Here is a 25,340-nt window from a genome sequence, read left to right as displayed (position 1 = left end):
ACTTATTCCGCGGCGTTCTGCTCGGTGGCAGCAACTTCGCTCACTTCAGGGCGATCGACGAGTTCGACCAGCGCCATCGGCGCGTTGTCGCCCACGCGGAAACCCATCTTGAGGATGCGGGTGTAGCCACCGGGACGCGCGGCGAAGCGCGGGCCCAGTTCGCCGAACAGCTTCACGACGGAGTCGCGGCTGCGCAGGCGGTCGAAGGCCAGGCGCTTGTTGGCGACGGTGGGCTTCTTGGCGAGCGTGATCATCGGCTCGATGACGCGGCGCAGTTCCTTGGCCTTGGGGACCGTGGTCTTGATGACTTCGTGCTCGATGAGCGAGTTCATCATGTTCTGCAGCATCGCGAGGCGGTGCGAGCTGGTGCGGTTGAGTTTGCGGAGTCCGTGTCCGTGACGCATGGTGCTTTCCTTTGCTTTTTGAAGAACGGGCAGCCGTGTCAGGTACTGCCCGGTGCACTGGCCCTTTTCAGAGGGCCGTTAAAAAAATCAACGCTTGTCGAGGCCGGCCGGCGGCCAGCTTTCGAGCTTCATACCCAGGGTCAGGCCGCGCGAGGCGAGCACTTCCTTGATTTCGTTGAGCGACTTGCGACCCAGGTTCGGGGTCTTGAGCAGCTCGTTCTCGGTACGCTGGATCAGGTCGCCGATGTAGTAGATGTTTTCGGCCTTCAGGCAGTTGGCCGAACGCACGGTGAGCTCGAGCTCGTCGACCGGGCGCAGCAGGATCGGGTCGAACTGCTGTGCGCTGCGCGGTGCCGGGGCATCGAAGGCGGCCAGTTCGCCGCCTTCGAGCTGCGCGAACACGGCGAGCTGCTCGACCAGGATCTTGGCCGAGGCGCGCACGGCGTCTTCGGCGGTGATCGCGCCGTTGGTCTCGATTTCGACCAGCAGCTTGTCGAGGTCGGTGCGCTGTTCGACGCGGGCGCTTTCGACGGTGTAGCTCACGCGCTTCACGGGCGAGAACGAAGCATCGAGAACGATGCGGCCGATCGACTTGGTCGGCTCGTCCGCATAGCGGCGCATCGTGCCGGGCACGTAGCCGCGGCCCTTCTCGACCTTGATCTGCATGTCGAGCTTGCCGCCTTGCGACAGGTGGGCGATCACGTGGTCGGGATTGATGATCTCGACGTCGTGCGGGGTCTGGATGTCCGATGCCAGGACCGCGCCTTCGCCGTCCTTGCGCAGGCTCAGCGTGACTTCATCGCGGTTGTGGAGCTTGAACACCACGCCCTTGAGGTTCAGCAGGATGTTGACGACGTCTTCCTGCACGCCATCGATCGACGAGTACTCGTGCAGAACGCCGGCGATCGTGACTTCGGTGGCCGAATAACCGACCATGGACGACAGCAGCACGCGACGCAGCGCGTTGCCGAGCGTGTGGCCGTAGCCGCGCTCGAAAGGCTCGAGCGTCACCTTGGCCTTGTTGGCCGCGAGTTGCTCGACCTGGATGGTCTTGGGTTTCAGCAGGGTGGTTTGCATGCAGACTTCCTCTCAATACCCCCGGCTCGTTACACCGGTAAGGCTGGTGAAGCGCCTGGCCCGCAGCGCGCGTGCGGCACGAACCAGGAACGGGAACAACAAAAACAGGACTCCCGCCGCCGCTTGCGCGGTGCGGGAGTGGAAATCAACGCGAATACAGTTCGACGATCAGCGATTCGTTGATGTCCGCGGCGAACTCGTCGCGGTCCGGGACCTTCTTGAAGGTGCCTTCGGCCTTGTCGGCATTCACGTCGACCCAGCCGGGGATACCGACTTGCTGGGCGAGTTGCAGCGCTTCGACGACGCGGTTCTGCTTCTTCGACTTCTCGCGCACGGCGATCACGTCGCCGGTCTTCACCAGGTACGACGGGATGTTGACCGACTGGCCGTTCACCGTGATCGCCTTGTGCGACACGAGCTGGCGCGCTTCGGCGCGGGTCGAGCCGAAGCCCATGCGGTAGACGACGTTGTCCAGGCGCGACTCGAGCAGGAACAGCAGGTTGGCGCCGGTGTTGCCACGGCGGCGATCGGCTTCTTCGAAGTAGCGGCGGAACTGCTTCTCGAGCACGCCGTACATGCGCTTGACCTTCTGCTTCTCACGCAGCTGCAGACCGTAGTCCGAGGTGCGCTGACCCGAGGTGCGGCCATGCTGGCCGGGCTTGGAGTCGAACTTGGCCTTGTCCTGGATCGAGCGGCGGGCGCTCTTCAGGAACAGGTCGGTGCCTTCGCGGCGGGAGAGTTTGGCCTTGGGGCCGAGGTAGCGTGCCACGTCTTTTCCTTTGTTTGCTGCCGCAGTCGCCTGCGGGAGCCATCGACAACAGAGCGCCGATGGCGGTGGGCTTAGTTAAAAAACAAATGCGCAGCCGCTTTGAAACGGCTGCGCCTGAGGGGGCTGACGCTCAGATGCGACGACGCTTCTGGGGGCGGCAGCCGTTGTGCGGAACGGGCGTCACGTCGGCAATGGAATTGATCCGGATGCCGAGCGCAGCCAGTGCGCGCACCGACGATTCGCGACCGGGGCCGGGGCCCTTGATCTCGACGTCGAGGTTCTTGATGCCTTGTTCGACAGCAGCACGGCCGGCCACTTCCGAAGCGACCTGCGCGGCGAACGGGGTCGACTTGCGCGAGCCCTTGAAGCCCTGGCCACCCGACGAAGCCCACGACAGGGCGTTGCCCTGGCGATCGGTGATCGTGATGATGGTGTTGTTGAACGAGGCGTGCACGTGGGCGATGCCGTCCGCAACGTTCTTGCGAACCTTCTTGCGAACGCGCTGTGCGGCGTTGTTGGCAGGAGCTTTAGCCATGCTGTTTCAATCCTTACTTCTTCAGGGACTGCGCTGCCTTGCGCGGACCCTTGCGGGTGCGGGCATTGGTGCGCGTGCGCTGGCCGCGCATCGGCAGGCCGCGACGATGACGGAAGCCGCGGTAGCAGCCGATGTCCATCAAGCGCTTGATGTTCATCGTCGTCTCGCGGCGCAGGTCGCCTTCGATCGTGAACAAGGCGATCTGGTCGCGGATCTTCTCGAGATCGGCGTCGGTCAGATCCTTGATCTTCTTCGAATATTCGATGCCGCTCGCTTCGCAGATCTGACGGGCGCGGGTGCGACCGATACCGAAGATGGCGGTCAGGCCGATCTCAGCGTGCTTGTGCGGCGGAATGTTGATGCCAGCAATACGTGCCATGTGCGTCCTCTAATACTCTTTGATCAACCCTGGCGCTGCTTGTGGCGCGGGTCGGTACAGATCACGCGCACCACACCCTTGCGGCGGATGATCTTGCAATTACGGCAGATGGTTTTGACCGAAGCCGAAACTCTCATTTCACTCTCCTAAATCTCTGTTCAACCGGCGGGGGGACGGTGCCCTGTGCCTTACGAAGTCTTGAAATTGGCCTTCTTCAGCAGCGACTCGTACTGCTGGGACATCATGTAGTTCTGCACCTGGGCCATGAAGTCCATCGTGACGACCACGATGATCAACAGGGAGGTACCGCCGAAGTAGAACGGAACGTTGTACTTCAGGATCAGGAACTCGGGCAGCAGGCAGACGAAGGTGATGTACACCGCGCCGGCCAACGTCAGGCGAACCAGGATCTTGTCGATGTAGCGCGCCGTCTGGTCACCCGGGCGGATGCCCGGAATGAACGCACCGCTCTTCTTCAGGTTGTCGGCGGTCTCGCGGCTGTTGAACACGAGGGCCGTATAGAAGAAGCAGAAGAACACGATCGCGGCGGCATACAGCAGCACGTAGATCGGCTCGCCCGGGCGCAATGCGCTCGCCACGTCCTTGATCCAGCGGAACCCGCCTTCGCCGGTGCTGAACCAGCCCACCACCGTCGCCGGCAGCAGAATGATCGAGGACGCGAAGATCGGCGGAATCACGCCGGCCATGTTCAGCTTCAGCGGCAGGTGCGACGACTGACCGCCATACACCTTGTTGCCGACCTGGCGCCGCGCATAGTTCACGAGGATCTTGCGCTGGCCGCGTTCGACGAACACCACGAAGTAGGTGACCAGCACCACCACCGCGACGATGAACAGCGCGATGATCACGTTCATGGCGCCGGTACGCACCAGCTCCAGCAGACCGCCGATGGCGTTCGGCAGGCCGGCCGCGATACCCGCGAAGATCAGGATCGAGATGCCGTTGCCCAGGCCGCGTTCGGTGATCTGCTCGCCGAGCCACATCAGGAACATCGAACCGGCCGTCAGGCTCACCATGGCGGTGATGCGGAAGCCGAAGCCGGGCGAGATCACCAGGCCGGCCGACGACTCGAGCGCCACCGCGATGCTGAACGACTGGAACAGCGCCAGACCCAGTGCACCGTAGCGGGTGTACTGCGTGATCTTGCGACGGCCCGCCTCGCCTTCCTTCTTCAATTGCTCGAAGCTCGGAAGCACGTAGGTCATCAGCTGCATGATGATCGACGCCGAGATGTACGGCATGATCCCCAGCGCAAACACCGTGAAACGCGACAGCGCGCCACCCGAGAACATGTTGAACAGGCTCAGGATGCCGCCCTGCTGCCCCTGGAACAACGCCGCGAGCTGGTCGGGGTTGATGCCGGGCACGGGAATGTGCGCGCCGATCCGGTAGACCACGAGCGCGAGCAGCAAGAAGACCAGCCGGCGACGCAGGTCGCCGAACTTGCCCGTCTTTGCGATCGTTGCCGCGTTAGTTGCCACGAGGAGCTTCTTTCAGTCCGAAGGTCTGTCGATCAGGCGACGCTGCCGCCGGCCGCTTCGATCGCGGCCTTGGCACCAGCGGTGGCACCGACGCCCGTCAGCTTGACGGCCTTGGTGAGTTCACCGGTCTTGATGACCTTCACCACCTTGGCGAGCTGGCCCACGAGGCCGGCTTGCTTCAGGGCGAGCACGTCCACTTCGGCCAGGCCGAGCTGCTCGAGAGCGGCCAGCGTGACTTCGGCGTTGAACTTGAGCGATTGCGACTTGAAGCCACGCTTCGGCAGACGGCGCTGCAGCGGCATTTGACCGCCTTCGAAGCCGACCTTGTGGAAACCGCCTGCGCGCGACTTCTGGCCCTTGTGGCCGCGACCCGAGGTCTTGCCCAGGCCGGAACCGATACCGCGGCCGACACGGCGCTTGGCGTGCTTGGCGCCATCCGCCGGCTTGATGCCATTGAGTTCCATGTCAGTCTCTCTTACAGAACTTTGACCAGATAACTGATCTTGTTGATCATGCCGCGCACCGCGGGGGTGTCCTGCAGCTCGCTCACGCTGTTGAGCTTGCGCAGACCCAGGCCACGGACGGTGTCCCGGTGCGATTGCTTGGTGCCGATCGGGCTCTTGACCAGTTGCACCTTCAGGGTTTGTTGTTGCGTCGTCATTTGAATGCTTCCTTCAGCCTTGCAAGAGCTCGCGCTCAGGCGAAGAGTTCTTCGACGGTGAGGCCGCGCTTGGCAGCCACTTCGGACGCGGTCGTCGAGTTCTTCAACCCGTCGAGCGTGGCACGAACCATGTTGTAGGGATTCGACGAACCATGGCTCTTGGCCACGATGTCGGTGATGCCCATGACTTCGAACACGGCGCGCATCGGGCCGCCGGCGATGATGCCGGTACCCTTGGGAGCCGGGTACATCACGACCGTCGAGGCACCGTGGTGGCCCTGCACCTGGTGATGCAGCGTGCCGTTCTTGATCGGCGCCTTGAACAGGTTGCGACGGGCTTCTTCCATCGCCTTCTGCACGGCGGCGGGCACTTCCTTCGACTTGCCCTTGCCCATGCCGACGCGGCCATCGCCGTCACCGACCACGGTCAGCGCCGCGAAACCGAGGATACGACCACCCTTCACCACCTTGGTGACGCGGTTGATCGCGATCATCTTCTCGCGCAGACCGTCCTCGGGGCCTTCGTTCTGCGTTCTTGCCTGAATCTTTGCCATTTTGAATCTCGTGTCCGGTTAGAACTGCAGGCCGGCTTCGCGGGCTGCATCGGCCAGCGCCTTGACGCGGCCGTGGTACGCGAAACCTGCGCGGTCGAAGGCAACCTTCTCGACGCCGGCAGCCTTCGCCTTTTCGGCGATGCGCTTGCCGATGGCCGTGGCCGCAGCGGTGTTGCCGCCCTTGCCCGAGCCGCCGAGCGCGGTACGCACTTCGGCTTCGGCGGTGGAGGCCGTGGCCAGCACCTTCGAGCCGTCGCCGGAGATGACGGTCGCGTAGATGTGCAGGTTGGTGCGGTTCACCGTCAGGCGAGCCACGCCCTGCGTCGCGATGCGGATGCGGGTCTGGCGCGAACGGCGGAGACGCTGTGCTTTTTTGGTCAACATCATTTTGCTGCCCCTTACTTCTTCTTGGTCTCTTTGATCACGATCTTCTCGTCCGCATAGCGGATACCCTTGCCCTTGTAGGGCTCGGGCGGACGAACGGCACGGATCTCAGCGGCCACTTGGCCGACGCGCTGGCGGTCGGCACCCTTGATCACGATTTCGGTCGGGGTCGCGGTGGCCACCGTGATGCCTTGCGGCATGTCGATGTTGACCGGGTGCGAGTAACCGACTTGCAGATTCAGCTTGGAACCCTGGGCGGCGGCCTTGTAGCCCACGCCGATCAGGTTGAGCTTCTTCTCGAAGCCCTTGGTCACACCGACCACCATGTTGTTCACCAGCTGGCGGATCGTGCCGCTCATCGCATTCGCTTCGCGCGAATCGTTGGCGGGCTCGAAGTTCAGCTTGCCGTCCTTGCTGACGACGTTGACCAGTGCGTTGCGCGCGAGGCTGAGCGAACCGCCCGTGCCCTTGACGCTGATCTGGTCTTCCTTGATCTGCACATCCACGCCTTGGGGGATGGCGACCGGCGATTTTCCTACTCGGGACATTTCAGTTTCTCCTCGATGTCTCGGTCAGGCGACGTAGCACAGCACTTCGCCACCGACACCGGAGGCGCGCGCCTTGCGGTCGGTCATCACGCCCTGGGGGGTCGTGACGATCGCAACGCCGAGGCCGTTCTGGACTTGCGGAATGGCCGAGCTGGCCTTGTAGACGCGCAGGCCGGGGCGGCTCACGCGTTCGATGCGCTCGATCACCGGACGACCGGCGTAGTACTTCAGCGAAATCTCGAGCTCGCTCTTGCCGGCTTCGGTCTTGACCTGGAAGCCGTCGATGTAGCCCTCGTCCTTCAGGACTTGTGCGATCGCGATCTTCACCTTGGAAGACGGGACCGACACGGTGGGCTTCGCCACCATCTGCGCGTTGCGGATACGCGTCAGCAGGTCGGCAATGGGATCACTCATGCTCATGTTGTTTGCTCCTGCCTGGCTTACCAGCTGGCCTTGATGACACCGGGGATGTCACCGTTGAATGCCAGTTCGCGGATCTTGGCGCGGGCCAGACCGAATTGACGGAAGGTGCCGCGCGGACGACCGGTGATTTCGCAACGGTTGCGTTGACGCGTGGGGTTCGCGTTGCGCGGGAGCTTTTGCAGTGCCAGGCGGGCGGCTGCGCGCTCTTCTTCGGTCTTCTTGAGGTCGTTCGAGGCGGCCTTCAGTTCGGCGTGCTTGGCGGCGAACTTGGCAACCAGCTTGTCGCGCTTGAGTTCGCGCTGGATCAAAGATGCTTTAGCCACGGATCACCTCAGTTCTTGAACGGGAAACGGAAGCCGGCGAGCAGCGCCTTGGCTTCTTCATCGGTCTTGGCCGTCGTCGTGATGCTGATGTTCAGACCACGCAGGGCGTCGACCTTGTCGTACTCGATCTCGGGGAAGATGATCTGCTCTTTCACGCCGATGTTGTAGTTGCCACGGCCGTCGAATGCACGACCCGAGATACCGCGGAAGTCGCGCACGCGGGGCAGGGCCACGGTGACGAAGCGGTCCAGGAATTCGTACATGTGCACGCCGCGCAGCGTGACCATGCAGCCGATGGGCTGGTTCTCGCGGATCTTGAAACCGGCGATGGCCTTCTTCGACTTGGTGACCACGGGCTTCTGGCCGGCGATCTTGGTCAGGTCGGCGACGGCGTTGTCGAGGACCTTCTTGTCGGCGACGGCTTCACCCACGCCCATGTTGAGCGTGATCTTGGTGAGGCGGGGGACCTGCATCGGCGAGGTGTAGCCGAACTTCTCGGTCAGGTCTTTCGCGATCTTTTCGCGATAGTGTTGTTGGAGACGTGCCATCTGAGTACCTCTTAGGCGATCTTGATTTCTTCGCCGCTGGACTTGAAGACACGCACTGCGACGCGCTTGCCTTCGGCATCCTGGCTCACCTTGATGCCCACGCGATCGGCCTTGCCGGTCGCGGCATTGAAGATCGCCACGTTGGATTGGTGAATCGGCATGGCCTTCTCGACGATGCCACCGGTCGTGCCCTTGAGCGGGTTCGGCTTGGTGTGCTTCTTGACGAGGTTGATGCCTTCGACGAGCACGTGCGAGTCGTCCTTGCGCAGCGTGACGACGCCACGCTTGCCCTTGTCGCGGCCGGCCAACACGATGACCTGGTCGCCTTTGCGAATCTTGTTCATGGCGTTGTTGTCCTCAGAGAACTTCGGGTGCCAGCGACACGATCTTCATGAACTTCTCGGTGCGCAGTTCGCGCGTCACCGGTCCGAAGATGCGGGTGCCGATCGGCTCCAGCTTGGCGTTGAGCAGCACGGCGGCATTGCCGTCGAACTTGACGAGCGAGCCGTCGCCGCGGCGGATGCCCTTGGCGGTGCGCACGACCACGGCGCTGTAGATCTCGCCCTTCTTGACGCGACCACGCGGAGCGGCTTCCTTGACGCTGACCTTGATGACGTCGCCCACGCTGGCATAACGCCGCTTGGAGCCACCGAGCACCTTGATACACAGGACGGACTTCGCGCCTGTGTTGTCGGCCACTTCGAGCCGGGATTCAGTTTGGATCATTTCTTGATATTCCCAACTTGTACCAATGCGCGGCCCGGAGGGATTCGCGTGTCTCGCATCGGTCAGTCTTGGGCCCGCCGTCCGCGCCTCGAACCACTCGAAGCGCTTCCCGTTTGGGCTGAAATCTTCGCCTTTTTGAAGCGAAGCCCGCGATTGTGGCACCCGGCTGCGTCGATGTCAACTGCCTTCTTCGGGCCACCCGCCAAGACACTAGACTCGGGCCCCGTGCGCCCTCCAGCCTCCACCCCCTCCTTCTCGACCACCCGCCGCCTCGTGCTGGGCGGACTCGCGGGGGCGGCCGGCGCCCTGGCGCTGGGCACGGCCGGCTGCGGCAGCCCGGCAGCCATGCCCGCCTCCGGCCGGCTGCGCCGCCTCGCGGAAGCGCGCTGGCCGCACCGGCTCTCCATCGGCGGCACGCCGGCGGGCGGACTCTCGGGCATCGACTTCGACGCCCGCACAGGTGAGTACCTGCTGCTGAGCGACGACCGGTCGGATCTGGCACCCGTGCGCTTCTATATGGCGCGCTGGCCCGCGCCCTGGAGCGCCGCGCCCGAAGCCACCGGTGTCGTCGAACTGCAACGCCCGGGCGGAGGCCCCTGGCCTTCGCGCCGCCAGGCCATCGCCGGCCTGCCGGTGCCCGACCCCGAATCGCTGCGCCTGCGGCCCGACACCGGCACCGTGCTGTGGAGCAGCGAGGGCGACCTCGCGCGCGGCTTCGGGCCCGCGCTCTACGAATCGGCGCGCGATGGCCGCTTCCTGCGCGAGTTCGAACTACCCGCCATGTTCCGCCCCGACCCGACCCAGCGCCGCGGCCCGCGCGACAACCTCGCCTTCGAGGGCCTCGCGCTCACGCCCGACGGCCGCACGGCCTGGCTGGCGATGGAGAACGCGCTGATCCAGGACGGCCCCGTGCCCACGATCGACGCCACCGGCGGCCCCTGCCGCTTCACGCGCATCGACCTGGCCAGCGGCCGGGCGACCGGCCAGATCGCCTACGTGCCCGACGCGATCCCCCTGCGTCCGCTGCTGCCGGGCACCTATGCCGACAACGGCGTGAGCGAGGTGCTGATGATCGACGCGCACCGCATGCTGGTGCTCGAGCGCGCCTACGCGGCCGGCACCGGGAACTCGCTGCGCCTCTATGAAATAGACACCCGCGGCGGCGGCGACGTGCTGGGCCTGGAGGCGCTGGCGCCGGGCAACCACCGCCCGGTCGCCAAGACCCTGGTCGCCGATTTCTCCCGGCTCGGGGCCGACAACGGCCTCTCGCGCCTCGACAACAGCGAGGGCATGTGCTGGGGCCCGCCGCTGCCCGGTGGCGGGCGGACGCTGATGATCGTCAGCGACGACAATTTCAACCCGCTGCAGATCACGCAGTTCGCCGCCTTCGAATTCATCGACCGACCATGACCATCGCCGCCACCTTCCTGCCCCGCAACGCCCCCGCGCCGCTGCCGCCCGTCGCCTTCATCGGCGGCGGCAACATGGCCAGCGCCATCATCGGCGGGCTGATCCAGCAAGGCACGCCGGCCGCCTCGTTCGAGGTGGTCGAACCCTTCGAGGAGGCGCGCGCCCGGCTGTCCAACACCTTCGGCATCGCGGCCCAGCCGGCCGCCAGCGAGGCGCTCGCGCGCTGCGCGGTGGTGGTCTGGGCGGTCAAGCCTCAGACCTTCGCCGAGGCCACGCGCCCGGTGCGCGCCTTCGCCGGGAACGCGCTGCACCTGAGCGTGGCCGCGGGCATCCCGTCCGACAGCATCGCCCGCTGGCTGGGCACCGAGCGCGTGGTGCGCGCCATGCCGAACACGCCGGCGCTGGTCGGCCAGGGCATGACCGGGCTGTTCGCGCGCCCCGGTGCCGACGGCGCCGACCGCGCGCTGGTCGGCCAGCTGCTGGCGCCCACCGGCGAGCTGATCTGGGTCGACCAGGAGCCCGCGCTCGACGCCGTGACCGCGATGTCGGGCTCGGGCCCGGCCTACGTGTTCTATTTCATCGAGGCCATGACCGAGGCCGGCATCGAGATGGGCCTCGCGCCCGAGCAGGCGCAGCGGCTGGCGATCGGCACCTTCACCGGCGCCTCGGCGCTGGCCGACAGCGCGCACGAGCCGCCCGCGGTGCTGCGCGAGCGCGTGACTTCCAAGGGCGGCACCACCTACGCGGCGATCAGCGCGCTGCAGCAGGCCGACGTCAAGGGCCAGTTCAAGACCGCGATTCGCGCGGCGCAGAAGCGCGCGGCCGAGCTCGGCGAGGAATTCGGCCGCGGCTGAGAGCCGTCAGGCCGGCGGCGCGTCGAAGGTGCCCGCCAGCGCGCGCGGGCCGAGGAAGAACAGCCAGTCGGCCGCCAGCGTGACGGTGCCGTCCTCCAGCTCGAGCTGCAGCGCTTCCTTCAGCAGGAAGCTGTCGCCGGGCTTGGGCGTGACCTCCGCGATGCGCACGCGCGCCCGGAAGCGCGCGCCCACCGGCATCGGCCGCACGAAGCGCAGGCGGTCGAAGCCGTAGTTCAGCGCATGGTTGGTGTCGAAGGGCAGCAGGCTGCGCATCGCCTCGCCGCTGAGCTTGATCAGGTGCGAGACCTGGAAGAAGCCCTGCACGATGGCGCCGCCGTAGCCGGCCTCGCGCGCCGCGCGCTCCGGATCGAGATGGATCCACTCGCCCTCACCGTCGCCCGAGAGTTCGGCATAGCGCGCCACCATGTCCTGTGTGATGCGGTGCCACTCCGAATGGGCCTCCCGGCCGATCCGGGCGCGCAGCTGCGCCAGGGTGGCCTCGGCGTCGGGCGCGTGCTGCATGCGGTCTCGTTTCCGGGGCCGTGGATCAGCGCAGGCCGTAGCCGGCCACCACGCCGGCGAAGACCGCGAAGCCCAGCCAGTGGTTGAGCCGGAAGGCCTGGAAGCAGCCTTCGCGCGTGCGATCGCGGATCAGCCGCCAGTGCCAGGCCGCCTGCCCCGCCGCGATCGCGATCGCGAGGTAGAACGCGACGCCGAGCCCGCGGCTCGCGCCGGCCCAGGTCCACACGGCGAGAAAGACCGCATAGCTCGCCATCACCGCAGCCACGTCGAAGCGGCCGAAGGTGATGGCCGAGGTCTTCATGCCGATCTTGAGGTCGTCGTCGCGGTCGACCATCGCGTACTCGGTGTCGTAGGCCAGCACCCAGAACAGGTTGCCCGCCAGCAGCCACCAGGCGAAGGCCGGCACCGTAGCCTGCACGGCCGCGAAGGCCATCGGAATGCCGAAGCTGAACGCGATGCCGAGCACCGCCTGCGGGATCGACACGAAGCGCTTCGCATAGGGATAGACCAGCGTGACCGCGAGCGCGGCGAACGACCAGTACACCGTGACCCGGTTGGTCGTGAGCACCAGGCCGAAGGCCACCAGCGCGAGCACGGCGCCGAGCAGCAGCGCCTCGCGCACCGAGATCTCGCCGCTGGTCACGGGCCGCTGCGCGGTGCGCTTCACATGGCGGTCGAAGTCGCGGTCGGCCACGTCGTTGACGCAGCAGCCCGCGCTGCGCATGAGGATCGTGCCGAGCACGAACACCGCGACCAGGTGCCAGCCCGGCCAGCCATCGGCCGCGAACCAGAGCGCGCCGAGGCTGGGCCACAGCAGCAGCAGCCAGCCCGCGGGACGGTTCCAGCGGATCAGGTCGAGGTACACGGCAAAACGCCCGCGGCGTGGCGCGGGCGTGAGGCCGTGGGGAGCGGTGCCGGGGTTCAATCCTCGAGCAGCGAACGCAGCATCCAGGCGGTCTGGTCGTGCACCGTGCAGCGCGCGGTCAGCATGTCGGCCGTCGGATCGTCGCCGGCTTCCTCGGCCACGGGGATGAATTCGCGCGCGATGCGCGACACGGTCTCGTGGCCCTTCACGAGGATGCGCACCATCTCCATCGCCTTGGGCGGGTCCTGCGGCACGTCGGGCACGGTGGCGATCTTGCTGAACTCGGCGTACGAGCCCGGCGCGTAGTGGCCCAGCGCGCGGATGCGCTCGGCGATCACGTCGGTCGAGTTCCACAGCTCGGTGTACTGCGCCATGAACATCGCGTGCAGCGAGTTGAAGTGCGGACCCGTCACGTTCCAGTGGAAGTTGTGGGTGGTGAGGTAAAGCGTGTAGGTGTCGGCGAGCACGCGGCTCAGGCCTTCGGCGATGGCCGCGCGGTCCTGGCGCTCGATGCCGATGTTGATGATCGGCGCATTGCGGCTGCCGGACTCCTGCGCGACCACCGCGCCGCCCTTCTTGGGCACCTTGCCGGCGGAGGAAGCGGGAGAGGGCTTGGTTTTCTTGGGAGCTTTGGCCATGGCAAAAGATCTTTCTTCAAGTTGGGAGTGACACCGGAATTCTCGAAGCCGGCGCGCGGCTTCGCAACAGCGTCACTCTATCGCAGCGTTCGAGATTCCAGGCTTGCGGCGGCGTAGGCCGAGGTCGCGAATTCGCCTGCTCCCGCGCCACATCCAGCTCAGGAGAGCCGCTTCACGCCCGGCAGCTCGCAGGCATAGATCGCGTTGCGCAGCGCCGCGATCGCCTCGTAGCGCGTGAAGGTGCGCCGCCATGCGAGCACCACGCGGCGCGTGGGCGGATCGCGGTCCTGCGCATCGCGCACCGGCAGGTAGCGCACCATCTGCTCCGATTCCTTGCGGCCCTTGCCCCTGGGCTTGAGCGCTTCGGCCGGCACCGACAGCCGCGGCACCAGCGTCACGCCCATGCCCGAGGCCACCATGTGCTTGATGGTCTCGAGCGACGAGCCCTCGAAGCTCTTGCGGATGCCCTCGGCATTGCTCGAGAAGCGCGCGAACTCGGGGCAGACCTCGAGCACGTGGTCGCGAAAGCAGTGGCCCGTGCCCAGCAGCAGCATGGTCTCGCTCTGCAGCTCTTCGGAGGTGATCGACTCGCGGTCGGCGAACTTGTGCTTGACCGGCAGCGCCGCCACGAAGGGCTCGTCGTACAGCGGCGCCATCGCGAGGCCGGTGTCGGGAAAGGGCTCGGCCATGATCGCGCAGTCGATCTCGCCGGCGCGCAGCATCTCGAGCAGCTTGACGGTGAAGTTCTCCTGCAGCACCAGCGGCATCTGCGGCGTGCGCGAGATCACCTGGCGCACGAGGTCGGGCAGCAGGTAGGGCCCGATGGTGTAGATCACGCCGAGGTTCAGCGGCCCGGCCAGCGGGTCCTTGCCGCGCTTGGCGATCTCCTTGATGCTGGCCGCCTGGTCGAGCACGCTCTGGGCCTGCTGCACGATCTGCTCGCCGAGCGGCGTGACCGTGACTTCGCCGGCGCTGCGCTCGAAGAGCTTGACTTCGAGTTCGTCCTCGAGCTTCTTGATGGCCACCGAGAGCGTGGGCTGGGACACGTAGCAGGCTTCGGCCGCCTTGCCGAAATGGCGCTCCCTGGCCACGGCAACGATGTATTTGAGTTCGGTGAGGGTCATAGCTTGCGTCAATTATGCGCAAGGCACCGTGACCGCTCGCCGTCAGGGGTCGGGCGCCGCCGAAGCGGCGCGCGTCAGGCCTCCCCGGGCGTCCAGTCCGGGCTGTAGCCGCCGAGCGTGGGGTGGTACATCTCGTCGCCCGTGTGCTGCGTGAACTCGACGTTGAGCCGGTCCTCGCGCAGGCCCAGCAGCTCGATGCAGTGGGCGCACAGCGCCTTGGCGAGCGCCATGCGCAGCTCGGGCGGACGGCCGTGGCGGATGTCCAGCATCATCAGCGAGACCGGCACCGGCGGGCCTTCCGGGTCGGGAATGCGCCAGAGCCCGCCCTCGCCGAGCTCGCGCACCGCGACGCTGATGCGGCGGATGTCCACCGACATCATCTCGGCGTAGGTGCGGCTCATGCGTTCGGCCAGACGCTGCTTGAGCTCGCTCGGGTAGTGGTCGTTGACGTCCAGCTGGAGGTACGGCATGCGGGGCTCCTGGAAAGAAGAAAAGAGGACTCAGCGCGCCAGACCATAGCGCGCCGCCGGAACGGCGTTGGCGAACTTCGGCGCCAGCGCGCGGCGATCGGCCTCCCACTGCGTCCACCGCTCGCCCTCGTGCAGGCCCGGGATGGTCACGCGCTCGCCCGCGTCGAGGCCCGCCAGCGCGGCGTCCACCAGGTCCGCGGCCGACATGGTGCTGGCCGATTCCTTCTGCGGCGCATAGCCCGCGACGTCCCAGAACTCGGTGGCCGTGGCGCCCGGCATCACGGTCTGGATGCGCACGCCCTTGTCGCCCAGGTCGCGCTGCAGCGTGTGACCGAAGCCGATCACATAGGACTTCGACGCGCTGTAGACCCCATTGAGCATCTCGACCGCGACGCCGACCACCGAGGCGATGTTGACGATCGTGCCGGCCTTGCGCCGCACGAACGCGGGCGCCACGGCATAGCTCAGGCGCGTGAGCGCCGTGACGTTGAGCGCGATCATGTGCTCCATGGTGTCGGCATCGTCCGCGAGGATGGACGCGACCGAGCCGATGCCGGCGTTGTTGACCAGCATCGTGAGGGACTCGTCGGTGCGCAGCACTTCCTCGACGCGCGAGCGCGCCGCCGGGTCGGTCAGGTCGGCGACGAGGGTCGTGATGTGGCGGCCGGTGGCGGCGCGCAGTTCGTCCGCCAGCGCGCGCAGCCGCTCGCCGTTGCGGGCCACCAGGATCAGGTCGTGGCCGCGCCGGGCCAGGCGGTCGGCGTAGACGGCACCGATGCCGGTGGAAGCGCCCGTGATCAGCGCGGTGCCTGGGGAGGTCGTGGAAGAGGTCATGGAATTCACCTTGGAAGAGAGCGGGCCGGCGGGCTGCCGGCGCCTGGAAGTCATCGTAGAAATCGCACCGGATTTCCTCAATGTCATAGATGCAAGGTTTTAGGACACCGCCCGGCAGCACCGCGCGAAGCGCCGCAGAATGGCGCGCTTGCACGACATGCAAGTTTTCAGGTCACTCGAGGAGCGCGAAATGCACAGCGTCGGATTGCTCGTCTACCCCGGCTTCCAGTCCCTGGCCCTGGCGGTGGCCACGGCCTTCGAATACGCCAACCTGATGAGTGGGGCGGCCGCCTATGACTTCGCCGTGGTGTCCGAACCCGGTGGCGCGGTGGCCTCGTCGCAGGGCTTCGCAGTGCAGACCGAGGCCTGGGGCGAACGCGTGTTCGACACCCTGATCGTGGCGGGCGACAACGAATGCCGCCTGCCGCCGCGCAGCCTGATCGAGCGGGTCCGCGCCTCGGCCGCACGCTCGCGCCGCATGGCCTCGATCTGCACCGGCGCCTTCGTGCTGGCCGAAGCGGGTCTGCTCGACGGCCGCAAGGCGACCACCCACTGGCTGCATGCGCGCGCCTTCAGGGAGCGCTATCCGCGCGTGCAGATGGAGGAAGACCGCATCTTCGTCATCGACGGGCCGGTCTGGACCTCGGCCGGCATGAGCGCGGGCCTCGATCTCGCGCTCGCGGTGATCGAGAAGGATCTCGGCCGCAAGCTGGCGCTGACGATCGCGCGCAAGTTGGTCATCTACCAGCGCCGCGGCGGTGGCCAGTCGCAGTTCTCGACCCTGCTCGAGCTCGATGCCAAGTCCGATCGCGTGCAGACGGCCCTGGCCTATGCCAGGGAGAACCTCGCCGCCGACCTCTCGGTGGAGGTGCTGGCCAACGCGGCGCACCTGAGCCCGCGCCAGTTCAGCCGCGTGTTCCGCGAGGAGACCGGCCAGCCGCCGGCCAAGGCGATCGAGCGGCTGCGCGTGGAGGCCGCGCGCCTGATGATGGAAACCAGCCGCCACCCGATCGAGGTGATCGCGCGCGAAACCGGGTTCGGCGACCGCGAGCGCATGCGACAGGCCTTCCTGCGCGCCTTCGGGCAGCCGCCGCAAGCGATCCAGCGCATCTCGGCCAACGCCGAGCTGGTGTAGCCGGCGGCTTCAGCGCCGGTACGGCCGGATCACCTCGAGGTCCGACGCGATCACCGCGCGCACCTGGTCCGCGAAGGCGCTCACCAGCCGCGAATCCGGTGCATCGGGTGGCAGCAGCAGCGCGAGCCGCACCGGGATCGCGGGCACGAAGGCGCGCACCGCGAGTTCGAGGTTGCGCCGCTCCTCGAGCGCCGCCAGCGGATTGAGCACGCTGACGCCCAGGCCCGCGGCGACCAGCGCGCAGACCGAGGCACCGAGGTCCGACTCCAGCACCGTGCGCGTGCGGGCGCCGGCGGCCGCCAGCACGCGGTCGATGCGTTCGCGCGGCGCGCTGCCGAGCGGGAACGAGACGAAGGCCTCGCCCTCGAGGTCGGCCGCCGCGACCTGCTTGCGCTTCGCGAGCCGGTGCCCGATCGGCAGCACGGCCACGCAGTCCATGGTCAGCAGGGTCTGGACCTGCATGCCCGGCACGTCGTCGCCGTAGAGGATGGCCAGGCCGAGCTCGCACAGGCCCGAGCTGACCCAGGTGTTGACGGTGGCGGCCGCGCCCGAGTGGATGGTGAGCAGGGTCTCGGGATGCTCGGCCTTGAACTGCGCGACGGCCTTGCTCAGCAGCCCGCCCGCGATCCGCGGCATGGCGGCCACCGCGAGCCGGTCGCCGCCGAAGGAGCGGATGTTCGAGGCCGCGCCCTCCAGGCCCTCGAGCCCGACGAAGGCTTTCTCCACGTCCTGGAAGAAGCGCTTGCCGTCGAGCGAGGGCAGGAGGCGCGTGCCGCGGCGCTCGAACAGCAGGAAGCCGACGATGGCCTCGAGCTGCGACACCAGCCGGCTGACCTGGGGCTGCGAGGTGTGGAGCCGGCGCGCGGCCTCGGTCATCGAGCCCGTCTGCATGACGATGCGGAAGGCCTCGATGTGCTTGAGCGTCATGCGGCGGGTCGTCATATCAAAATTGTATGACGCACCCTCTACAAGGAATTTTGCGTATCCGGGCGGCGCGCGAATACTCGCCGCCATGACTGGCAACGACGCGACCGCACCCTCCGATCCTCCCGGCGTGGACCTGCGCAGCGACACCGTCACGCGGCCCACGCCCGCGATGTACGAGCGCATGCGCAGCGCGCCGCTGGGCGACGACGGCCTCGACGGCGACCCGACCGCGCGCGAACTCGAGGCGCTGGTGGCGCGCACGCTCGACAAGGAGGCCGGCCTCTACGTGCCCACGGCCACCATGGGCAACCTGCTGGCCGTGCTCGCGCAGACCGAGCGCCAGGGCCAGGTGCTGCTCGAGGCCACGGCCCACATGTTCCTGACCGAGCGCGGCGGCGCCACGCTCGCGGGCCTGGCCTACCTCGGCATCGCGGGCACGGCCGGCGCGATGGACCTCGACGAACTCGATCGCACCCTGCGCCGCCCCGGCGGCCTGCGCACCGAGCTCGTCGGCATGGAGACCTCGCACGCGAACGCGGGCGGCGCCGTGCCGCCGCTCGAGCACATGCGCGCGGTGCTGGAGGCCGCGCGGGGCGCGGGCGCGCGCGTGCACCTCGACGGCGCGCGGCTGTTCAACGCGGCGGTCGCGCTCGAGGTGGCGCCCGCCGCCATCGCGCGCTTCGCCGACAGCGTGTCCGTCTGCCTCTCGAAGGGCCTGAGCGCGCCGGCCGGCGCGGTGCTGGTCGGCACCGCGGCGACGATCGAACGCGCGCGGCGGCTGCGCAAGATGCTCGGCGGCACGCAGCGCCAGGTCGGCGTGGTCGCGGCGGCCGGGCTCGAGGCCATCGAGACCATGGCCGACCGGCTCGCCGACGACCACCGCCAGGCGCGGCGGCTGGCCGAGGGCCTGGGCGGCCTCCGGCCCGGCGCGCTGCGCACCAACACGCCCGCCACCAACATCGTGCTCGCCGACCTGCCCGCGCACGGCCCCGACAGCGCGGCCTGGACGCGCGCGCTGCGCGGGCACGGCGTGCTGGTGCGCGCCTGGGGCAGCCACCGGCTGCGCCTCGTGACGCACCGCCACATCGACACCGCCGGCGTCGACGCCGCCATCGCCGGCTTCCGCCGCGCCGCCGACGCCCTGCTCGGCTGAGCCGCCCCCTTCCAGGAGATCCACCATGCCCACCCTGTCCCGCCGCGACTTCGTCGCCACCTCCCTCTCGGCCGCGGCCCTGTCGCTCGGCCGCCCCGCCTTCGCCAATGACTACCCGAGCCGCCCGATCCGCTTGGTCGTGCCCTATGCGCCCGGTGGCGGCTCCGATGTGGTCGGGCGCCTGGTGGCGCAGAAGCTGACCGAGTCCAGCGGCTGGAACGTCATCGTCGACAACAAGGCCGGCGCCTCCGCCATGATCGGCACCGATGCCGTGGCCAAGAGCGCGGCCGATGGCTACACGCTGCTGATCGCCGATGCCGCGCACGCCACCAACGCGGCGGTGCAGCCGCGGCTGCCCTTCGATTCGATCCGGGACTTCGCGCCGCTCACGCTGATCGGCTCCTCGCCCCAGTTGCTGGTGGCGCATCCGTCGTTCCCCGCCAACTCGCTCAAGGAGCTGCTGGCGCTGCCGCGCGAGCAGGTGCGCCAGTACGGCGTCGGCACGCCGGGCCAGGGCTCGGCGCCGCACCTGCTCTACGAGCTGCTCAAGCTCAAGACCGGGATGGAGCTGGTGCACGTGCCCTACAAGGGCGGCGCGCTCGCGCTGACCGATGCCATCGGCGGCCAGGTGCCGATGGTGATCAACTCGGTGCCGGCCTGCATGCCGCACATCGAGGCGAAGCGGCTCAAGGTGCTCGCCATCGCGAGCACGGCGCGCGATCCCAAGCTGCCGCAGGTGCAGACCTTCGCCGAGAGCGCGCCCGGCATCGTCGGCAGCGTCTGGTACGGCCTCATGGTGCCCGCGAAGACGCCCGCCGACGTGCAGCAGCGCCTGAACGCCGCGCTCGCCAAGGTGCTCGACCTGCCCGAGGTCAAGGCCCGGCTGGCCGATGCCTTCATCGACCCGATGCCGCGCGGCAGCCAGGCCTTCGCGAAGCACCTGAACGACGAGATCGCGCGCTGGCAGGCGGTGGTGAAGCAGACGGGATTCACGCTCAACAGCTAGCAGCGTGCAACGTACTGTGCGGCTTGCGCCCCACGGATACACAGGCATACGCAGCGCGCGCGGCAGCGGCGGCGGGCGTCGAAGAATCGCCGCATCGATTCTTCCACCGCCTCTTTCTCACCCGAAGGAACCGCCATGCGCATCCCCGCCGCACCGCTCGCCATCGCCGCCGCCATCGCCGCCTCGGTGGCTTTCGTCACCCTCGCCGCGCCGCCCGGCGGCGGCGACATCCCCGCCGCGCAGGCCGCGCCCGCGCCGGCCTTCACCAACATCGACACCTGGCTCAACTCGCCGCCGCTGGACATGGCGGCGCTGCGCGGCAAGGTGGTGCTGGTCGACTTCTGGACCTACACCTGCATCAACTGCCTGAACCACCTGCCCTACGTCAAGGACTGGGACGCGAAGTACAAGGACCAGGGGCTGGTCGTGGTCGGCGTGCACACGCCCGAGTTCGCCTACGAGAAGTCGACGCAGAACGTGAAGGACGCGATCCAGCGCCTGCAGATCCGCCACGCGGTCGCGCAGGACAACGGCTACGGCACCTGGAAGGCCTTCCGCAACCAGTACTGGCCGGCCGTCTACCTGATCGACAAGCAGGGCCGCATCGTCTATTCGCACTTCGGCGAGGGCAGCTACGGCACCACCGAGAAGAAGATCCAGGCGCTGCTGGCCGAACCCGCACCGGCGTCCTGAGATGAAGAAGCTCTGGTTCGCCCTGCTGTTCCTCGCGGGCGGCTTCGCGCACGAAGTCCGCCAGCCGACGAACTGCCAATGCATCTCGACCCGCTCGGCGACGGGTCCTTCGAAACGAAAAGGCGCCTAGTCGCGCGCCTCGACCGCCGCGGCCAGCACGTAGCCCTCGCTGCGCACCGTCTTCAGGTAGCGCGGCTCGCGCGCATCGTCGCGCAGGCGCTGGCGCAGCCGGCTCACCAGCAGGTCGATCGAGCGCTCGAACAGCTCGGCCTCGCGGCCCTGGGTCAGGCTCAGCAGCTGGTCGCGGCTCAGCACCTTCTGCGGATGGTCGAGGAACACGCGCAGCAGCCGGTACTCGGCGCCGCTGAGCGCGACCATGGTGCCGCTCTCGTCGAGCAGGTGGCGCTCCACGGTGTCGACCTGCCATTCGCCGAACACCAGCTTGCGCGCGGCCTCGGCCGAGCCCATGTTGGGCGGCAGCATGCGGGTGCGGCGCATCACCGAGCGGATGCGCGCGAGCAGCTCGCGCGCCGAGAAGGGCTTGGCCAGGTAGTCGTCGGCGCCCATCTCCAGGCCCAGGATGCGGTCGGCCTCCTCGCTGCGCGCGGTCAGCATCAGGATCGGCGTGGCCTTGTACTTGCCGGTGCGCAGGTCGCGGCACAGCGTCAGGCCGTCCTCGCCCGGCAGCATCAGGTCGAGGATGATGAGGTCGAAGGGCCCCGAGTCCTCGAGCGCCGCGCGCATGTGGCGCCCGGTCGGCACCGCCACCACGCGCAGGCCGTTCTTCACCAGGTAGGTGCTCAGCAGTTCGCGGATCTCCCGGTCGTCGTCGACGATGAGGATGTGGTCGGAGGGCCTGGTGTTCATGGCGCGGTCTCTGGGTTGTCGTGCAGCGCAATGTAGCCGCCGGCCGGCGCGCGCCAGCGGCTTTTGTATGTCCAAGTATCCGGCGCGGCGCGGCGCCACATGCCGTTGCATTCGGGGCTGGCCGCACCCTGGGGCGTGAAACGTACTGTGTGCGTTTTTCGCGCGGATACACAGGCATACGCAAGGCGCACCGCGGGGATGGTCGCGGCCCAAGAATCCGTTCCGTTCGACGAACAGACCCTTCTTCATCCATCCAAGGAACCACCATGAGCCAGATCGACAAGGTCCTCTACACCGGCAAGACCCACACCACCTCCGGCGGCCGCGACGGCAGCGCGCGCAGCAGCGACGGCCGGCTCGACATCCAGCTGTCCTCGCCCGGCTCCGCCGGCCAGGGCACCAACCCCGAGCAGCTGTTCGCGGCCGGCTGGTCGGCCTGTTTCATCGGCGCGATGGGCCTGGCCGCCGCGAAGCAGAAGATCGCGCTGCCGGCCGACCTGAGCGTGAACGCCGAGGTCGACCTCGGCAGCGGCACCGGCGGCTACTTCCTGCAGGCCCGGCTCGACGTGAGCATCCCGGGCCTGGACCGCGAGGTGGCCCAGGGCCTGGTCGACGCGGCGCACCAGACCTGCCCGTACTCGAAGGCCACGCGCGGCAACATCGACGTGACGCTGCGCCTGGTCTGAGCCGCGGCGCGCCGGCCGATGCCGGCGCCTTCCTCCACCCGTCTATAAAGGCGTCCATGTCCACCCCCGCCAGCCCCGCCGCCAGCCAGGCCGCCCCCGTCCGCCGCGGGCTGCGCCGGCTGGTCCCGCGCTCGCTGTTCGCGCGCGTCACGCTGATCATCGTGGTCGGCCTCGCGATCGCGCAGGCCCTGACCTTCGGCGCGATCAACTACGAGCGCGGCCTCGCGATGCGCGAGCTGATGATGATCGGCATCGAGCGCGACATCGCGAGCTCGGTGGCGCTGCTCGATCGCCTGCCGGCCGGCGAGCGCGCGGACTGGCTGGCACGGCTGGAGCGGCGCAACTACCACTTCACGCTCGGCGGCGAGGCCGGCGGCAACGCGCCGGCCTCGGCCTCGCTGCGCCAGTTCGGCGAGGCCATCATGGACGCGATGCGCCCGTTCGAGATCGTGAAGATCGGCGAGGTGGGCCATCCCGCCGGCGGCCTGGAGATCCAGGTGCGGCTGCACGACGGCTCGGCGCTGATCGTGCATGCGCGCCGCGTCGACATGCCGATGTCGCCCTGGCTGATGTGGGGCATGGCGGTCCAGCTGCTGGTGCTCGCGTTGTGTGCCTGGGCCGCGGTGCGGCTGGTCACGCGGCCGCTGGCGCAGCTCGCGAGCGCGGCCGACGAACTCGGGCCCGACCTCAAGGGCCGGCCGCTCGACGAGCACGGCCCGAGCGAGGTGGCCCATGCCGCGCGCGCCTTCAATGCGATGCAGCAGCGCATCTCGGGCTACATGTCGGAGCGCGTCGAGATCCTGGCCGCGATCTCGCACGACCTGCAGACGCCGATCACGCGCATGCGGCTGCGCACCGAGCTGATGGACGCCACGCCCGACCGCGACAAGTTCCGCCAGGACCTCGACGCGATGAAGTCGCTGGTGCGCGAGGGCGTGACCTATGCGCGCACGCTGCACGGCGCGACCGAGCCGCCGCTGCGCGTGGATGCCGATGCACTGGTGCAGAGCATGCTCGCCGACTACGAGGACGCGGGCCAGCCGGTGCGGCTCGAGGGCCGTGCCGGCGCGCCGATCGTGACCCGGCCCAACGCGCTGCGCCGCATCCTCGCCAACCTGATCGACAACGCGCTCAAGTTCGGCACCGAGGTCAGCGTGCGCGTGCAGCCCGAGGCCGCGGGCGGCCAGCTGCGCATCGCGGTGGTCGACAACGGCCCGGGCATCCCGGCCGACGAGCTCGACGCGGTGCTCAAGCCCTTCTACCGCGTGGAGAGCTCGCGCAACCGCGACACCGGCGGCACCGGCCTGGGCCTGGCGATCGCGCAGCAGCTCGCGACCGCGATGGGCGCGCAGCTGCGGCTGGCCAACCGGCCCGAGGGCGGGCTCGAGGCCAGCCTGCTGCTGGGCACGCGGCCCGCGCCGGGCGACTGAGCGCACACAACCCACCACGGCGACATCCGACGGCGGCCCCGCGACGCGAGGCCGCGGGGGATGCGCACGCCCCTTCCCCACCGATCCATCCACGACCCAACCAGGAGCGCCACCATGCTCGTTCTCATCGTTGCCTACCTCGGCGGGGTGCTCACCATCCTGAGCCCCTGCATCCTGCCGGTGCTGCCCTTCGTGTTCGCGCGCGCCGACCGCCCGTTCCGCTCGCACGGCCTGCCGATGCTCGCGGGCATGGCGCTGGCCTTCGCGGCCGTCGCCACCCTCGCGGCCGTGGGCGGCGGCTGGGTGGTGGCGCTCAACGAGTGGGGGCGCTACGCGGCGATCGCGCTGCTCGCGCTGTTCGGCCTCACGCTGCTGCTGCCCGCGCTGGCCGACCGGCTGAGCCGGCCGCTGGTGGCGCTCGGCTTGCGGCTGGCCGACGCGCCCACCGGCGGCTCGGTGTTCTCGCCGCTGCTGCTGGGCGTGGGCACGGGCCTGCTGTGGGCGCCCTGCGCGGGGCCGATCCTGGGCCTGATCCTGACCGGCGCCGCGCTCAACGGCGCCAGCGCCGGCACCTCGCTGCTGCTGCTGGCCTACGCGGCCGGCGCCTGCACCTCGCTGGCGGCCGCGCTGCTGTTCGGCCACCGGATGTTCGCGCGCATGAAGGCCTCGCTGCGCACCGGCGAATGGCTGCGCCGCGCGGCCGGCGCCGCGGTGCTCGCGGGCGTGGGCGCGATCGCGCTCGGGCTGGACACCGGCCTGCTGAGCCGGCTCTCGGGCGGCGGCACCACGGCGCTCGAACAGGCGCTGCTCGACCGCCTCGGCCCGCCGAAGCCCGCCGTGCCGCAGTCCGCGCGCCAGGACCGCGGCGGACTGATGCTGACCAGCGCCGAAGCCCCCGCCCCCGCCTTCACGCCGCGCCCCCTGCGCGACCAGGGCCCGTTCCCCGCGCTGGCCGGTGCCACCGAATGGATCAACTCGCCGCCGCTCACGCCCGAGGCGCTGCGCGGCAAGGTGGTGCTGGTCGACTTCTGGACCTACTCCTGCATCAACTGCCTGCGCACCCTGCCCTACCTGCGCGCCTGGGCCGAGAAGTACAGGGACGCCGGCCTCGTGGTGGTGGGCGTGCACACGCCCGAGTTCGCCTTCGAGAAGCGCCCGGCCAACGTGCGCCGCGCGGTGAAGGACCTCGAGATCGGCTTCCCGGTCGCGGTCGACAGCGACTACGCGATCTGGCGCGCCTTCGGCAACCAGGCCTGGCCGGCCTTCTATTTCGTCGACGCGCAGGGGCGCATCCGCCACCAGCTGTCCGGCGAAGGCCAGTACGCGAAGTCGGAGCAGGTGATCCAGCAGCTGCTGGCCGAGGCCGGGCAAACGCGCGTGGCGGCCGCGGGGCTGGTCGCGCCGCGGGGCCTGGGCACGCAGGCCGCGCCCGGCACCGAGCCCGTGCGCTCGGGCGAGACCTACATCGGCCAGGAACGCGCCGAGGGCTTCGCCTCGCCGGGCGGGCTGGTCGCGGGCCGCACCCATGCCTACCAGGTGCCGGCCGCGCTGCGCCTCAACCAGTGGGCGCTGGCGGGTGACTGGGCGGTCGATGCCGAGCGTGCGGTGCTCGCGCGCCCGGGCGGGCGCATCGCCTACCGCTTCCAGGCGCGCGACCTGCACCTGGTGCTCGGCCCCGCGGCCGACGGCAAGCCGGTGCGCTTCCGCGTGCGCATCGACGGCCAGCCGCCCCTGGCCGACCACGGCTTCGACACCGACGCGCAAGGCGTGGGCACGGTCGACGCGCAGCGGCTCTACCAGCTGGTGCGCCAGCAGCAGGGCGCGCGCGAGCGGCTGTTCGAGATCGAGTTCCTCGATCCCGGCGCGCAGGCCTATGCATTCACCTTCGGCTGA

Annotated in this window: 35 protein-coding genes; 10 read left to right on the top strand and 25 right to left on the bottom strand. The window is 68.5% G+C overall.

Features of this window, described 5'->3' with window-relative positions:
* Positions 1-2 precede the first annotated feature (2 nt).
* The 17 genes from rplQ to rplN form a co-directional block, all read right to left on the bottom strand.
* A complete protein-coding gene (gene rplQ / locus KV106_RS24560) occupies positions 3-404 on the bottom strand; it encodes a 50S ribosomal protein L17 (RefSeq protein WP_057593155.1) in 402 nt (133 codons plus the stop codon).
* Positions 405-491: 87 nt separating this feature from the next.
* A complete protein-coding gene (locus KV106_RS24555) occupies positions 492-1,481 on the bottom strand; it encodes a DNA-directed RNA polymerase subunit alpha (protein ID WP_057593154.1) in 990 nt (329 codons plus the stop codon).
* A gap of 145 nt (positions 1,482-1,626) precedes the next feature.
* A complete protein-coding gene (gene rpsD, locus KV106_RS24550) occupies positions 1,627-2,250 on the bottom strand; it encodes a 30S ribosomal protein S4 (RefSeq protein ID WP_057593153.1) in 624 nt (207 codons plus the stop codon).
* 130 nt (positions 2,251-2,380) lie between these two features.
* Positions 2,381-2,785, bottom strand: coding sequence for a 30S ribosomal protein S11 (rpsK, locus tag KV106_RS24545; protein WP_009124825.1), 405 nt, complete (start codon positions 2,783-2,785; stop codon positions 2,381-2,383).
* A 13-nt stretch (positions 2,786-2,798) separates the two neighbouring features.
* Complete coding sequence (rpsM, locus tag KV106_RS24540; RefSeq protein ID WP_013544105.1) at positions 2,799-3,164, bottom strand: 30S ribosomal protein S13; 366 nt, start codon at positions 3,162-3,164, stop codon at positions 2,799-2,801.
* Between the two features lie 23 nt (positions 3,165-3,187).
* Positions 3,188-3,301: a 50S ribosomal protein L36 gene (rpmJ, locus tag KV106_RS24535; protein ID WP_038201958.1), complete on the bottom strand. Its 114-nt coding sequence runs from the start codon at positions 3,299-3,301 to the stop codon at positions 3,188-3,190.
* Between the two features lie 51 nt (positions 3,302-3,352).
* Positions 3,353-4,666: a preprotein translocase subunit SecY gene (gene secY / locus KV106_RS24530; protein ID WP_057593152.1), complete on the bottom strand. Its 1,314-nt coding sequence runs from the start codon at positions 4,664-4,666 to the stop codon at positions 3,353-3,355.
* Positions 4,667-4,698: 32 nt separating this feature from the next.
* On the bottom strand, positions 4,699-5,130 hold the full coding sequence (rplO, locus tag KV106_RS24525) for a 50S ribosomal protein L15 (RefSeq protein ID WP_057593151.1): 432 nt from the start codon (positions 5,128-5,130) through the stop codon (positions 4,699-4,701).
* A gap of 11 nt (positions 5,131-5,141) precedes the next feature.
* Positions 5,142-5,327, bottom strand: a complete 186-nt coding sequence (gene rpmD / locus KV106_RS24520) for a 50S ribosomal protein L30 (protein ID WP_057593150.1) — start codon at positions 5,325-5,327, stop codon at positions 5,142-5,144.
* Between the two features lie 35 nt (positions 5,328-5,362).
* The gene (gene rpsE, locus KV106_RS24515; RefSeq protein WP_057593149.1) at positions 5,363-5,881 is read right to left on the bottom strand and encodes a 30S ribosomal protein S5; all 519 of its coding nucleotides are present in this window, start codon (positions 5,879-5,881) and stop codon (positions 5,363-5,365) included.
* An 18-nt stretch (positions 5,882-5,899) separates the two neighbouring features.
* The gene (rplR, locus tag KV106_RS24510) at positions 5,900-6,265 is read right to left on the bottom strand and encodes a 50S ribosomal protein L18 (protein ID WP_057593190.1); all 366 of its coding nucleotides are present in this window, start codon (positions 6,263-6,265) and stop codon (positions 5,900-5,902) included.
* A 14-nt stretch (positions 6,266-6,279) separates the two neighbouring features.
* Positions 6,280-6,813 carry a 50S ribosomal protein L6 gene (gene rplF / locus KV106_RS24505; RefSeq protein ID WP_057593148.1) on the bottom strand — a complete coding sequence of 178 codons (534 nt, stop codon included), beginning with the start codon at positions 6,811-6,813 and terminating at the stop codon, positions 6,280-6,282.
* 24 nt (positions 6,814-6,837) lie between these two features.
* Positions 6,838-7,233 (bottom strand): 30S ribosomal protein S8, encoded by a 396-nt coding sequence (gene rpsH / locus KV106_RS24500; RefSeq protein ID WP_057593147.1) that lies wholly within the window; start codon positions 7,231-7,233, stop codon positions 6,838-6,840.
* Between the two features lie 20 nt (positions 7,234-7,253).
* Positions 7,254-7,559 carry a 30S ribosomal protein S14 gene (gene rpsN / locus KV106_RS24495; protein WP_057593146.1) on the bottom strand — a complete coding sequence of 102 codons (306 nt, stop codon included), beginning with the start codon at positions 7,557-7,559 and terminating at the stop codon, positions 7,254-7,256.
* A gap of 8 nt (positions 7,560-7,567) precedes the next feature.
* Positions 7,568-8,107 (bottom strand): 50S ribosomal protein L5, encoded by a 540-nt coding sequence (gene rplE / locus KV106_RS24490; RefSeq protein WP_057593145.1) that lies wholly within the window; start codon positions 8,105-8,107, stop codon positions 7,568-7,570.
* 11 nt (positions 8,108-8,118) lie between these two features.
* The gene (rplX, locus tag KV106_RS24485; protein WP_057593144.1) at positions 8,119-8,451 is read right to left on the bottom strand and encodes a 50S ribosomal protein L24; all 333 of its coding nucleotides are present in this window, start codon (positions 8,449-8,451) and stop codon (positions 8,119-8,121) included.
* 13 nt (positions 8,452-8,464) lie between these two features.
* Positions 8,465-8,833, bottom strand: coding sequence for a 50S ribosomal protein L14 (gene rplN, locus KV106_RS24480; protein ID WP_057593143.1), 369 nt, complete (start codon positions 8,831-8,833; stop codon positions 8,465-8,467).
* A gap of 225 nt (positions 8,834-9,058) precedes the next feature.
* Between rplN and KV106_RS24475 the strand changes: the two genes are divergently transcribed.
* Together KV106_RS24475 and proC are read left to right on the top strand one after the other, a co-directional pair.
* Positions 9,059-10,243, top strand: a complete 1,185-nt coding sequence (locus KV106_RS24475; RefSeq protein WP_261212928.1) for an esterase-like activity of phytase family protein — start codon at positions 9,059-9,061, stop codon at positions 10,241-10,243.
* Positions 10,240-11,097, top strand: a complete 858-nt coding sequence (gene proC / locus KV106_RS24470; protein ID WP_261212925.1) for a pyrroline-5-carboxylate reductase — start codon at positions 10,240-10,242, stop codon at positions 11,095-11,097. The genes KV106_RS24475 and proC overlap by 4 nt, the downstream gene beginning before the upstream one ends.
* A 6-nt stretch (positions 11,098-11,103) precedes the next feature.
* Here the strand turns inward: proC and KV106_RS24465 are convergent, their stop codons facing one another.
* The 6 genes from KV106_RS24465 to KV106_RS24440 form a co-directional block, all read right to left on the bottom strand.
* Positions 11,104-11,619, bottom strand: a complete 516-nt coding sequence (locus tag KV106_RS24465; protein ID WP_057593140.1) for a MaoC/PaaZ C-terminal domain-containing protein — start codon at positions 11,617-11,619, stop codon at positions 11,104-11,106.
* Between the two features lie 25 nt (positions 11,620-11,644).
* Positions 11,645-12,544: a 4-hydroxybenzoate octaprenyltransferase gene (gene ubiA / locus KV106_RS24460; RefSeq protein ID WP_057593139.1), complete on the bottom strand. Its 900-nt coding sequence runs from the start codon at positions 12,542-12,544 to the stop codon at positions 11,645-11,647.
* Complete coding sequence (locus KV106_RS24455; protein ID WP_057593138.1) at positions 12,541-13,122, bottom strand: Dps family protein; 582 nt, start codon at positions 13,120-13,122, stop codon at positions 12,541-12,543. Before KV106_RS24455 ends, ubiA begins: the two co-directional genes overlap by 4 nt.
* Positions 13,123-13,280: 158 nt before the next feature.
* The gene (locus KV106_RS24450; protein ID WP_057593137.1) at positions 13,281-14,246 is read right to left on the bottom strand and encodes a LysR substrate-binding domain-containing protein; all 966 of its coding nucleotides are present in this window, start codon (positions 14,244-14,246) and stop codon (positions 13,281-13,283) included.
* A gap of 74 nt (positions 14,247-14,320) precedes the next feature.
* A complete protein-coding gene (locus tag KV106_RS24445) occupies positions 14,321-14,716 on the bottom strand; it encodes a tautomerase family protein (RefSeq protein ID WP_261212921.1) in 396 nt (131 codons plus the stop codon).
* 30 nt (positions 14,717-14,746) lie between these two features.
* The gene (locus KV106_RS24440; protein ID WP_261212920.1) at positions 14,747-15,550 is read right to left on the bottom strand and encodes an SDR family NAD(P)-dependent oxidoreductase; all 804 of its coding nucleotides are present in this window, start codon (positions 15,548-15,550) and stop codon (positions 14,747-14,749) included.
* 190 nt (positions 15,551-15,740) lie between these two features.
* On the opposite strand from KV106_RS24440, the gene KV106_RS24435 reads away from it, so the two are divergent.
* Positions 15,741-16,685 carry a GlxA family transcriptional regulator gene (locus tag KV106_RS24435; protein ID WP_261212918.1) on the top strand — a complete coding sequence of 315 codons (945 nt, stop codon included), beginning with the start codon at positions 15,741-15,743 and terminating at the stop codon, positions 16,683-16,685.
* Positions 16,686-16,694: 9 nt separating this feature from the next.
* Here the strand turns inward: KV106_RS24435 and KV106_RS24430 are convergent, their stop codons facing one another.
* A complete protein-coding gene (locus tag KV106_RS24430) occupies positions 16,695-17,627 on the bottom strand; it encodes a LysR substrate-binding domain-containing protein (protein WP_261212917.1) in 933 nt (310 codons plus the stop codon).
* A 70-nt stretch (positions 17,628-17,697) separates the two neighbouring features.
* Here KV106_RS24430 and KV106_RS24425 point away from each other — a divergent pair, with 70 nt between their 5' ends.
* The 4 genes from KV106_RS24425 to KV106_RS24410 all read left to right on the top strand — a co-directional run bounded on the left by KV106_RS24425 (position 17,698) and on the right by KV106_RS24410 (position 20,594).
* Positions 17,698-18,765: a GntG family PLP-dependent aldolase gene (locus tag KV106_RS24425; RefSeq protein WP_261212915.1), complete on the top strand. Its 1,068-nt coding sequence runs from the start codon at positions 17,698-17,700 to the stop codon at positions 18,763-18,765.
* 25 nt (positions 18,766-18,790) lie between these two features.
* Positions 18,791-19,771: a tripartite tricarboxylate transporter substrate binding protein gene (locus KV106_RS24420; protein WP_261212914.1), complete on the top strand. Its 981-nt coding sequence runs from the start codon at positions 18,791-18,793 to the stop codon at positions 19,769-19,771.
* Between the two features lie 135 nt (positions 19,772-19,906).
* Complete coding sequence (locus KV106_RS24415; RefSeq protein ID WP_261212912.1) at positions 19,907-20,464, top strand: thioredoxin family protein; 558 nt, start codon at positions 19,907-19,909, stop codon at positions 20,462-20,464.
* A gap of 1 nt (position 20,465) precedes the next feature.
* On the top strand, positions 20,466-20,594 hold the full coding sequence (locus tag KV106_RS24410; protein WP_261212911.1) for a hypothetical protein: 129 nt from the start codon (positions 20,466-20,468) through the stop codon (positions 20,592-20,594).
* On the opposite strand, the gene KV106_RS24405 is transcribed toward KV106_RS24410, so the two are convergent.
* Complete coding sequence (locus KV106_RS24405; RefSeq protein ID WP_057597879.1) at positions 20,591-21,331, bottom strand: response regulator; 741 nt, start codon at positions 21,329-21,331, stop codon at positions 20,591-20,593. The genes KV106_RS24410 and KV106_RS24405 overlap by 4 nt on opposite strands.
* 266 nt (positions 21,332-21,597) lie before the next feature.
* On the opposite strand from KV106_RS24405, the gene KV106_RS24400 reads away from it, so the two are divergent.
* The 3 genes from KV106_RS24400 (at position 21,598) to KV106_RS24390 (ending at position 25,340) form a co-directional block, all read left to right on the top strand.
* Positions 21,598-22,017, top strand: coding sequence for an organic hydroperoxide resistance protein (locus tag KV106_RS24400; protein WP_261212908.1), 420 nt, complete (start codon positions 21,598-21,600; stop codon positions 22,015-22,017).
* Positions 22,018-22,073: 56 nt separating this feature from the next.
* Positions 22,074-23,447: an ATP-binding protein gene (locus KV106_RS24395; RefSeq protein ID WP_261212906.1), complete on the top strand. Its 1,374-nt coding sequence runs from the start codon at positions 22,074-22,076 to the stop codon at positions 23,445-23,447.
* 114 nt (positions 23,448-23,561) lie between these two features.
* Positions 23,562-25,340, top strand: coding sequence for a cytochrome c biogenesis protein DipZ (locus tag KV106_RS24390; RefSeq protein WP_261212904.1), 1,779 nt, complete (start codon positions 23,562-23,564; stop codon positions 25,338-25,340).

This window comes from Variovorax endophyticus (assembly GCF_025376855.1).
GTDB lineage: Bacteria > Pseudomonadota > Gammaproteobacteria > Burkholderiales > Burkholderiaceae_C > Variovorax.
The sequence above is the reverse complement of the archived record's forward strand: the minus strand, read 5'-3'. Positions and strand labels throughout refer to the sequence as shown.